Origin of the sequence: Pseudomonas sp. NPDC087817, from assembly GCF_044742875.1 — a bacterium.
Lineage (GTDB): Bacteria > Pseudomonadota > Gammaproteobacteria > Pseudomonadales > Pseudomonadaceae > Aquipseudomonas.
Genome location: NZ_JBIUVJ010000102.1, coordinates 1 through 10,292 on the forward strand (window position 1 = coordinate 1; position 10,292 = coordinate 10,292).

General features: G+C 57.6%; 6 protein-coding genes and 1 pseudogene. 1 reads left to right on the forward strand and 6 read right to left on the reverse strand.

What is annotated here, in order from left to right; genetic code table 11:
* Nucleotides 1–45 precede the first annotated feature (45 nt).
* The 5 genes and pseudogenes from ACIONG_RS28710 to ACIONG_RS28730 form a co-directional block, all read right to left on the reverse strand.
* Nucleotides 46–1,365 (reverse strand): annotated as a pseudogene (locus ACIONG_RS28710) (ABC transporter substrate-binding protein); the annotation flags it as partial.
* Nucleotides 1,366–1,443: 78 nt separating this feature from the next.
* On the reverse strand, nt 1,444–2,865 hold the full coding sequence (locus ACIONG_RS28715; RefSeq protein WP_127925813.1) for an OprD family porin: 1,422 nt from the start codon (nt 2,863–2,865) through the stop codon (nt 1,444–1,446).
* A gap of 176 nt (nt 2,866–3,041) precedes the next feature.
* On the reverse strand, nt 3,042–4,640 hold the full coding sequence (locus ACIONG_RS28720; RefSeq protein WP_103303148.1) for an ABC transporter substrate-binding protein: 1,599 nt from the start codon (nt 4,638–4,640) through the stop codon (nt 3,042–3,044).
* A 302-nt stretch (nt 4,641–4,942) separates the two neighbouring features.
* Nucleotides 4,943–6,568, reverse strand: a complete 1,626-nt coding sequence (locus ACIONG_RS28725) for an ABC transporter substrate-binding protein (protein WP_401304264.1) — start codon at nt 6,566–6,568, stop codon at nt 4,943–4,945.
* Between the two features lie 259 nt (nt 6,569–6,827).
* Complete coding sequence (locus ACIONG_RS28730; RefSeq protein ID WP_401304266.1) at nt 6,828–8,429, reverse strand: ABC transporter substrate-binding protein; 1,602 nt, start codon at nt 8,427–8,429, stop codon at nt 6,828–6,830.
* Nucleotides 8,430–9,422: 993 nt separating this feature from the next.
* Here ACIONG_RS28730 and ACIONG_RS28735 point away from each other — a divergent pair.
* The gene (locus ACIONG_RS28735; protein WP_401304269.1) at nt 9,423–9,779 is read left to right on the forward strand and encodes a DUF6124 family protein; all 357 of its coding nucleotides are present in this window, start codon (nt 9,423–9,425) and stop codon (nt 9,777–9,779) included.
* 186 nt (nt 9,780–9,965) lie between these two features.
* Here the strand turns inward: ACIONG_RS28735 and ACIONG_RS28740 are convergent.
* A partial coding sequence (locus ACIONG_RS28740) for an SIMPL domain-containing protein (RefSeq protein WP_401304271.1) occupies nt 9,966–10,292 on the reverse strand: 327 nt, incomplete at its 5' end.

Here is a 10,292-nt window from a genome sequence, read left to right on the forward strand (position 1 = left end):
AAAGATAACGCATAACATATCGACATCACAAAATAGAATACACTACAGTAATATATCCCTGTCTACGTTTTCGCCCGCCCATCCGGCCGAGACCATATCGTGTTCGCCGGCCTTGGCGCGTTTGAGCATCTCGCCCCATTCCATGACGCGGATGTCGATTTTGATCCCGACTTTCGCCAGGTCAGCCTGCATCATCTGCGCGCCGAGCATCGGGTTGGGGTTGGTCGGACCGCCACCGTTGCGGGTAAACAGGGTAAACACGGTGCCTTCCGGAACCCCGGCTTCCTTGAGCAGCTTGCGGGCGGCGTCGAGGTCACGTGGCGGGTTCTTCAGGTCGTGGTTGTAGCCGAGCAGGGTCGGCGGGTACGGGTTGACCGCGACCGACGCATTGCCTTTGCCGAACAGCGCGTTGACATAGGCTTCCTTGTCGAACGCGATGTCGATGGCTTTGCGCACGCGCACGTCGCTCATGTACTTGTGCTGGGTGTTCATGGCGATGTAAGAGACGGTCATCGCGTCCAGTTCATCGACTTTCAGGTTGCTGTCTTTCTTGATGCTCGGGATGTCGTCCGGTTTTGGATACAGGGCGATCTGGCACTCGTTGGCCTTGAGCTTTTGCAGGCGCACGTTGTTGTCGGTGGCGATGGCCAGGATCAACGCGTCAGCCGGCGCCTTGCCTCGGAAGTAATCCGGGTTGGCCTTGAAGCGCACCTGAGCGTCTTTTGCGTAGCGCTGGAAGATGAACGGGCCGGTGCCGATCGGCTTGTTGTTGAGGTCGCCGGTCTTGTTGGCTTTGAGCAACTGGTCGGCGTATTCGGCCGGGTAGATCGAGGAGAACGCCATCGCGATATCGGCCAGGAACGGCGCTTCGCGGCGGGTCAGGGTGAACTTGACGGTGTTGTCGTCGACTTTTTCGACGTTTTTCAGCAGTTCCTTGAAGCCCATGCTTTCAAAGTACGGGAAGCCCACGCTCGACAGTTTGTGCCATGGGTGATTCGGGTCCAGCTGACGCTGGAAGCTCCAGACCACGTCGTCGGCGTTCATGTCGCGGGTCGGCTTGAAATATTCGGTGGTGTGTAACTTGACGCCTTTGCGCAGGTGGAACGTGTAGGTCAGGCCGTCTTCACTGATGTCCCAGGATTCGGCCAGTGCCGGAATCACTTCGGTGGTGCCGGGCTTGAAGTCCGCCAGACGGTTGAAGATCGTTTCGGCCACCGCATCGGCAGTGACTGCAGTTGTGTACTGGACCATGTCGAAGCCTTCCGGACTGGCTTCGGTGCAGACCACCAAGGGTTTGGCCGAGACGCCGATGGCGGCGCTCAACAACGCGGCAGCGACGGCCGCACGTAGGGGAAGCATTTTCATCGATAACCCTCTGCAATCGGTTGAAGACAAAAAACCGAACGGCCGACTCGTCACTGAGTCAGCCGTCGGTTGGCGTTTTTACAGGATGTTGAATGGAATCGTGGTCACGAGACGGAACTCGTTGATGTTGCCGTCAGCCTGGTTTTCACTGGCGCGGTGCGTGGTGTACGTCGCGCGAATCGCGGTGGCTTTGAGCGGGCCGCTCTGCACGGCGTAGGAAGCACCGATGCCGTATTCGTAGTGAGTTTCGCCGTCCATCAGGCTCAGATCGCCGCGCTTGGCGCCCGGGTCGGTGTAGGCGGTGCCACGGTAGTGAGTACCGTCAATGCCCCAGCCGCGTGCCTGGTAGATGTTGAACTTCAGGCCTGGCACGCCATATTCGGCCATGTTGATGCCGTAGGCGATCTGGAAGGACTTCTCGTTCGGGCCGTTGAAGTCCGACAGCAGGGAGTTGGCCAGGTAGATGCCGTTGGTTTCGTGCAGGTAGTCGAAGTAGGTATCGCCATTCACTTCCTGGTACGAGAAGGTCAGGCTGTGCGCCTGGTGAGCCAGGCCCAGCGACAGCGAGTAGGTATCGTTGTCGATCTCGCCCATCAGCTTTTTGCCTTCGTCGACGGTCTTGTAGTAGTTCAGACCGGTGGTCAGGCTCAGGACCTGGCTGTCACCCAGTTCGTGGGTGGCGCCGAAGTAGTACTGGTTCCAGAAGTCTTCGACGTTGGAGCCGTACAGGCTGGTTTTCAGACTCTTGAATGGCTGGTAGTTGACGCCAGCGATGTAAACCTTATCGGTCTCAACGCCAGTGGCCGAGTACTCGGTGCGGAATTTCGACAGGCTCTGTTCGGTACGAGGCGAGACGCGGTCGAAACCGCCCAGGTCGAACGACAGATTGTTGAACTCTTCGCTGTGCAGGGTAATACCTTCAAAGCTCGAAGGCAGCGGACGGTTGCCGATGACGTCTACGATCGGGGTGCTGAAGTTCTGGCGACCGGCGGTCAGCGTGGTGTTGGAAACGCGTAGCTTCACGTTGGCCAGACCCAGTTTGCTCCACTGGTCTACGGCGTCGCCGTCGGAGTGCGCCAGGGTACGGTTGGAGCCGCCGGCGATGTCCTTGCGATCACGGTCCAGCACGATGGCATTGTACGCCGCCACTTCAGTGCTGACGCCAACGGTGCCTTGGGTGAAGCCCGAGGTGTAGTTGACGATGGTGCCCTGAACCCAGTTGATACGACGCGGAGTTGGCGTCTTGACTACAGGCGAGGTGTTCTTGTCGCTGTTTTTCACGTAGCTGAAGCGATCATCACGACGCTTCAATTCATTGGCATACCAGTTACGTGTAGTGCCGCCCAGGCTTTGTCCATCGATAAAGCCTTTGGCCTCGCTTTGGGCGCTACTACCGGCCAACGTGGTAGGGACGAACTCCTGACTAGCAGGTTCTGCGTACGCCGTGGCGGTGATGCTGCTGATGGCCAAGGCCAGTATCGCGGTGCTGCTCAGTTTCATGGGTGAAGCTCCTTTACTTTCTTTTTATGCCGGCTTTTTTGGGTTGGCCGGTTATTGGTTTAGAACTCATTCACACATCGCAAACGTTTGCAAAAAGCCGGATTGGCGAATTTCGGCAAAGCGCTTGCGTGAGGGGGATAGACGGTCCCCCTCAGCGTTGCGGCTAATCGGTTGGGTTAATCGATACTGACACCCGAGAACACGTTGCGACCGAAGGGGCTCACCTTGAACCCTTCAACCCGTGTGCTTAATGGCTGGTTGACCGTCGAGTGGGCGACAGGCGTAATCGGCACTTGCTGTTTAAGCAACTGCTGAGCCTGTTTGTAGAGCACGGTGCGTTGGTCGCGGTCGGTGACGACCTTGGCCTCTTTGACCAGCTTGTCGTAAGCCGGGTCGCACCACATGGAGTAGTTGTTGCCGCCAATGGCGTCGCAGCTGTACAGCGTGCCGAGCCAGTTGTCCGGGTCACCGTTGTCACCGGTCCAGCCGATCAGGCTGATGTCGTGCTCGCCGTTCTTGGTGCGCTTGATGTACTCGCCCCATTCATAGCTGACGATCTTCACCTTCAGACCGATTTTCGCCCAGTCAGCCTGGAGCATTTCGGCCATCAGTTTGGCGTTCGGGTTGTACGGACGTTGCACCGGCATTGCCCACAGGGTGATCTCGGTGCCTTCCTTGACGCCGGCAGCCTTGAGCAGCTCTTTGGCTTTTTCCGGGTTGTAGGCGGCGTCCTTGATGGTGTCGTCGTAGGACCACTGGGTCGGTGGCATGGCGTTGACGGCCAGTTGGCCGGCGCCTTGATAAACAGCGTTGAGAATCCCTTGTTTATTCACCGCCATGTCCAGCGCCTGACGCACTTCGAGCTGGTCGAACGGTTTGTGGCGCACGTTGTAGGCGATGTAACCGAGGTTGAAACCCGGTTTGGAGATCAGTTGCAGCTTCGGATCGGCCTTCAATGCTTCAACATCGGCCGGGCGCGGATGCAGGGTAATCTGGCATTCGCCAGCCTTGAGCTTCTGCACACGCACCGAGGCGTCGGTGTTGATCGCGAAAATCAGGTTCTTCAGCTTGACCCGGCTCGGGTCCCAATAGTGCGGGTTGCCGGTGTAGCGGATGTTCGAGTCTTTCTGATAACTCTTGAACACGTACGGCCCGGTGCCGATCGGCTTCTGGTTGATGTCGCTCGGTTTGCCTTCGGCCATCAGCTTGTCGGCGTATTCGGCGGACAGGATGGCGGCGAAGCTCATGGCGATGTTCTGGATGAACGCGGCGTCGACGCTGTTGAGCGTGAACTCCACGGTCAGCGGCCCGGTCTTCTCGACCTTGGCGATGTTCTTGTTCAGGCTCATCCCGTTGAAATACGGGAACTCGGTCGGATAAGCCTTACGGAATGGCTGCTGCGCATCAAGCATGCGGTTAAACGTGAACAGCACGTCGTCGGCGTTGAAGTCGCGAGTCGGTTTGAAGTACGGCGTTGTATGAAATTTCACACCTTCACGTAGGTGAAAGGTGTACTTGAGACCATCCTCGGAAATATCCCACTTGGTGGCCAGCCCGGGTACGACGTTGGTCGCGCCTTTTTCGAACTCGACCAGTCGGTTGTACAGCGGCTCGGCGGCGTCGTTATCGGTGGCCGTCGTGTATTGCGCGGTATCAAAACCCGCCGGACTGCCTTCGGAGCAGAACACCAGACTGTTGCTGGCGGCGTGGCTGGCAGACGTGGCGGCCAACAGGCCGGCGCCCAGCAATGCGGAAAAAACCAAGGTATGGCGCATGACGCTCCCTCTTTTTTTAGTGTTGTTTCGATGCGCCGCGGTCCCGTCCAGGGACGTTGTGGCTGCATCGAGCTCAAACCAGTACGGACAACAAACCGTTAGCCCACGCAGTCACTGGTCAGAACCCGACGGTAGGGGCCGTGGGTCTGGCAGTAAATGCGTTGAGTCCTAAAGACTCGTAGGAAAAGGCAACACGTCCTGTATCTCCCTGGATAGGCAGGGTGGAAAAGGTTGTAGGCAAATTCCTAACTAATCGGCAGAAAAAAACAGCGGCGACGCTGAAAACGTCGCCGCTGTCTCTTTTAGTTGCTGACGCTGACGCCGTAGAAGGAGTTCAAGCCGAATGGGCTGATCTTGAAGTCCTGCACGTTGGCGCGCATGGGTTGATACACCGTCGAGTGAGCGATAGGTGTCATAGGGACTGCATCTTTGAGGACGTGTTGCGCCTGTTTGTACAGTTCGGTGCGCTTGCCCTGGTCGGTGGTGCGCTTGGCTTCTTTGACGAGGCCGTCGAACTTCTTGTCGCACCACTTGGAGAAGTTGTTGCCGCTGAGCGAGTCGCAACCAAACAACACGTTCAGCCAGTTGTCCGGATCACCATTGTCGCCGCTCCAGCCAATGATCATGGCCTGGTTCTCGCCACCTTTGGAACGCTTGATGTACTCGCCCCATTCGTAGCTGGTGATCTTCACTTTCAAGCCGATCTTGGCCCAGTCGGACTGGAGCATTTCAGCCATCAGCTTGGCGTTCGGGTTGTACGGACGCTGTACCGGCATCGCCCACAGAACGATCTCGGTGCCTTCCTTGACGCCGGCTTCCTTGAGCAGCTGTTTGGCTTTCTCAGGGTCGTACTTGGCGTCTTTGATGGTGGTGTCGTAAGACCACTGGGTCGGCGGCATGGCGTTGACGGCCAGTTGGCCCGCGCCCTGGTAAACCGAGTCGATGATCTGCGGCTTGTTCACGGCCATGTCCAGCGCCTGGCGAACGCGCAGGTCAGCCAGCGGGTTCGGCTCGTTGCTGCCCTTGACCTTGTCCATCACGTTGTAGGCGATGTAGCCCAGGTTGAAGCCAGCCTGGTCAGGCATTTTCAGGGTTTTGTCTTCTTTCAGCGCTTTCAGGTCGGCTGGACGCGGGAACAGGGTGACCTGGCACTCGTTCTTTTTCAGCTTCTGGATGCGCACCGACGGGTCGGTGGTGATAGCGAAGATCAGGTTATCGATCTTCACGTCTTCAGGTTTCCAGTAGTCCTTGTTGCCGGTGTAACGGATGTTCGAGTCTTTCTGGTAGCTCTTGAACACGAACGGGCCGGTGCCGACGGGTTTCTGGTTGATGTCGGCAGCCTTGCCTTCTTTCAGCAGCTGCGCTGCGTACTCGGCGGATTGTACCGAGGCGAAGCTCATGGCCATGTTCTGGATGAACGCAGCGTCGACTTCTTTCAGAGTGAACTTGACGGTGTGGTCATCGACTTTATCGATCTTGGTGATGTTGGTGTCCATCCCCATGTCGGTGAAGTACGGGAATTCGGTCGCGTACGCCTTACGGAACGGGTCATCCTTGTTAATCATGCGATTAAAGGTGAACAGCACGTCGTCGGCGTTGAACTCGCGGGTCGGCTTGAAGTACGGAGTGGTGTGGAACTTGACGCCTTCACGCAGGTGGAAGGTGTAAGTCAGGCCGTCATCGGAAATGTCCCACTTGGTCGCCAGACCAGGAACGACGGCGGTGCCGCCACGCTCGAACTGGGTCAGACGGTTGAACATGGTTTCAGCTGAGGCGTCGAAGTCGGTTCCGGTGGTGTACTGGCCTGGGTCGAATCCGGCCGGGCTCCCTTCGGAGCAGAACACCAGGTTAGTCGCAGCGGATGCGAAAGGTGCGGAGGCTAACAAGCCTGCGCCGACTAAAAACGGAATGACCGCGTGTTTAAGCATGTTGGCCTCATGATTTGTTGTCATTTTTTGATTTGAGGTACGACCTCGTGAGTCGTGCCTGCGGATACTTATGCAGGCGCCATACCCAATGCAAGATCCAGAACACTCGGCGACCTCAAACGGTGGCACGAACGTACCTTAATGTCGCATCGGTATAACTTCTGACGCATTTGACCGTTTGCGGGTGGTTTTTACGGTGCAAATGGAGCCCCAAAACGGTGCGCTGGTCACGTTGTGCGCGCCGCATTGGGGCTTGGTGTTACTTATTTATACCCACACCGTAGAAAGGGGTTAGACCAAACGGGCTGATGCGGAAGTCGGTGACCTCCTTGCGCAGCGGCTGGAACACCGTGGAGTTGGCAATCGGCGTGATCGGCACTTGCTGTTTAAGGATCATTTGCGCCTGTTGATACAGTTTTACCCGCTGCGACTTGTCGGTCGAGACCTTGGCCTGTTGCACCAGCTTGTCGTAGGTCGGGTCGCACCATTTGGCGTAGTTGCTGCCTTTTACTGCCGCGCAGCTGTACAGCACACCGAGCCAGTTGTCGGGGTCACCGTTGTCACCGGTCCAGCCATAGATCATCGCGTCGTGTTCACCATTTTTCGCACGCTTGATGTACTCGCCCCATTCGTAACTGACGATGTTGGCCTTGATGCCGATTTTTTCCCAATCCTGCTGGATCATCTGCGCCGACATCCGCGCATTCGGGTTCGAGGCACGCTGCACTGTCATCGCCCAGAGGTTGATGGTTGTACCGGGTGCAACCCCTGCTTCCTTGAGTAGCGCTTTGGCTTTTACCGGGTCGTGCGGCGCGTCTTTGATGTTCGGGTCGAAGGACCATTGCGCGGGTGGCAAGGCGTTCTCGGCCAACTGGCCGGCGCTTTGATAAACGGCTTTGATGATCGCCGGTTTGTCGATGGCCATGTCCAGGGCCTGACGCACCTTGAGTTGGTCCAGCGGTGGATGGGTGGTGTTGTAGGCGAGGAAACCGAGGTTGAAACCGGCCTGTTTGAGTACGCGCAGATTCGGGTCTTTTTCCATGACTTCGATGTCAGCCGGGCGTGGGTAGCCGCTGACCTGGCATTCGCCGGTCTTGAGTTTCTGCAGGCGTACGGCGGCGTCCGGGGTGATCGAGAAGATCAGGTTGTCAATTTTTACGTCTTCGGGTTTCCAGTAGGCCTTGTTCGCGGCGTAACGGATTTGTGAATCCTTTTGGTAGCGCTTGAACACGAACGGGCCGGTGCCGATCGGTTTCTGGTTGAGGTCGGCGGCTTTGCCTTCCTTCAGCAGTTGCGCGGCGTATTCGGCCGATTGCACCGAGGCGAAGCTCATGGCGAGGTTTTGTACGAAGGCGGCGTCGACGTTGTTGAGGTTGAAGCGCACGGTATTTTCGTCGAGTTTTTCTACCGATTTGATCGTGGTGTTGAGGCCCATGTCGGTGAAGTACGGGGACTCAGCGGGGTAGGCTTTGCGGAAGGCGTTTTCCGGGTCGAGCAGGCGCTGGAAGGTGAACAACACGTCGTCGGCGTTGAAGTCTCGGGTTGGGGTGAAGTAGTCGGTGGTGTGGAATTTTACGTTTTGGCGCAGGTGGAAGGTGTATTGGAGTCCGTCGGTTGAGACGTCCCATTTTGTTGCCAGGCCGGGTTCGATGTCGGTGCCGCCGCGTTGGAATTGGGTGAGGCGGTTGAAGACGGTTTCGGCGGAGGCGTCGAAGTCGGTACCGCTGGTGTATTGGCTCGGGTCGAAGCCGGCGGGGCTGGCTTCGGAGCAATAAACGAGTGTTGTGGCGGCGTTTGCTAGCGGGGCGGTTGTGGCCAGGGCCAGGGAGATCAAGAGTGGTTTGAGGGTGGATCTTGGCATGGAGTCCCCGGGGAGATTGGAGGTGGTTGTTTTTTGAGGGTAGCGGGGATTTGTGGGGTTTCGGAAATATCGTTTTTCTTGGGGGAGTGTCTATCTCGGTATATCTGGCGGGTTGTGTGTATATCCGTTGCTGCGGTTATGGCTGCTTGGGGTTCCGCCCTTACGGCGGGTCACTTTTTCCAGACGCCGAAAAAGTAACCAAAAAGGCTTGCTCCTGCGTGCGGCCCGCTCGCTGGGGCTCGGGGTTCCTTCGCTCCGGGATTGATCCGGGCGCATCGCCTCCGGTTTGCTGCGCTGCACCTCCTCTCGATGTGTTTGGCTGCGCCAAACGGTCGCTGCGCTCCCACCCCCGGATCAATCCCTCCGCTCAGCCTTCCGATGTCGCCCGTGGATCAAGATCAAGAGCAGGCGAGCTGACACTCGGCCTATTGAGTGGGGCGGCATGCGCCGCGTGCGGGGTGTACTTGTCGCCTCTGTAGGAGTTGCCGAAGGCTCGGGCCGCGATCGGACGATCTTTTGATTTGGCTTTTGCTTACCTGTGGGAGCTGGCTTGCCAGCGATGGCGGCCTGACAGCCGACCAATCTCTTGCAGACTGCACGCGAACCAATTGTAGGAGTGAGCCTGCTCGCGAAGAGGCCCGCCCGGTCACCCGATTACTTTGGGCTGTTTAAATATGTATCGAATTACCAGAACCTTCCCACAAGGTTTTCAGGTTGTCCGTCGGACGTGGGCTCTCTAGGCTTCGGACGTCGCAGAGGACTCTGCGATCGGGAGGTGAGATTCCCGGTTATCGAATTTGGAAACCTGCGCAAGCAACGCCATAATCGCCGCCAGTTCATGCTGTCGGCAGTTCTTTATGGCGGCTATGTACGGGCGGACTTCGGTTCGGCCGGGTTGGTTTCCTTACCGGTAATCTCACTCCGTACATAGTTGCCACCTCGTTTCTCGAGTGAGATCGGAAGCGTATGGCGTCATTCGTAAGGAAATGCTCCATGGATAAATTAATCCCTGACCCACCCCTCGAAACCCCACTCGAAGAAGCCCTGCGCGACGAAGACCTCGCCCGCAACCGCGAAGCCATCAAGCGTGCCCTCGATTTCTATCTTTGTCCCCAACCCGGAAAACCGCGCCAACCGAGCACGATGTTCATGGTCTGTCCCAACGTCGACACCGAAAGCCTGCTCGCTCACGCCTGCGAATCGCTGGCCTCCGCAAGCGCTGCAGCCAGCAACTTCGCCAATGAGTTGGGCGGCACGCAGCGCAACACGGTGCTCGGTATTCAGCAGATCATCATGCTGGCCGAACTGACAGTAAACCGGGCGCTGGATCGGGTTGATCCGCAAACCTGAGACCGCGTTATCGTTCATCGCTGGCAAGCCAGCTCCCACAGGTTTGTGCCGATTTTGAAATCGACGCACGACCTTGTGGGAGCTGGCTTGCCAGCGATGACGGCCGAGCAAACAACACAAATCTCAGGCACAAAAAAACCGGCGATCATTGTCTGATCGCCGGTTTTTCATTCAGCCCACATCAAATCACTGCATCAACACTTCAATCGAGCCATCAGCGGTCATGCTGACCTGGCTGGTACCCGCTTCGACTTCAGGTGTCACCGGCGCGGAGTCCATGCCGGCGGCTTTCATCATCATCGGGGCGCGCAGGTACGGTTGTGGGTAGCCGTTGCTGTTGAGGTTCAGGTTGACGATTTTGTAGCCTTTGCCGCCCAGGGCGTCGGTGGCCAGTTGGGCGCGGGCCTTGAAGGCGGTGACGGCTTCTTTGAGCAGCGCGTCTTCGCTGGATTTGCGGGTCGGGTCGGCGATGGCGAAGTCCATGCCGCCCATTTTCAGGTCGGTCAGCAGTTC

Coding starts and splice junctions, on each gene's coding strand:
- ACIONG_RS28715 (WP_127925813.1), bottom strand. CDS start 2,865: ATGAAACTGAGCAGCACCGCGATACTGGCCTTGGCCATCAGCAGCATC.
- ACIONG_RS28720 (WP_103303148.1), bottom strand. CDS start 4,640: ATGCGCCATACCTTGGTTTTTTCCGCATTGCTGGGCGCCGGCCTGTTG.
- ACIONG_RS28735 (WP_401304269.1), top strand. CDS start 9,423: ATGGATAAATTAATCCCTGACCCACCCCTCGAAACCCCACTCGAAGAA.
- ACIONG_RS28730 (WP_401304266.1), bottom strand. CDS start 8,429: ATGCCAAGATCCACCCTCAAACCACTCTTGATCTCCCTGGCCCTGGCC.
- ACIONG_RS28725 (WP_401304264.1), bottom strand. CDS start 6,568: ATGCTTAAACACGCGGTCATTCCGTTTTTAGTCGGCGCAGGCTTGTTA.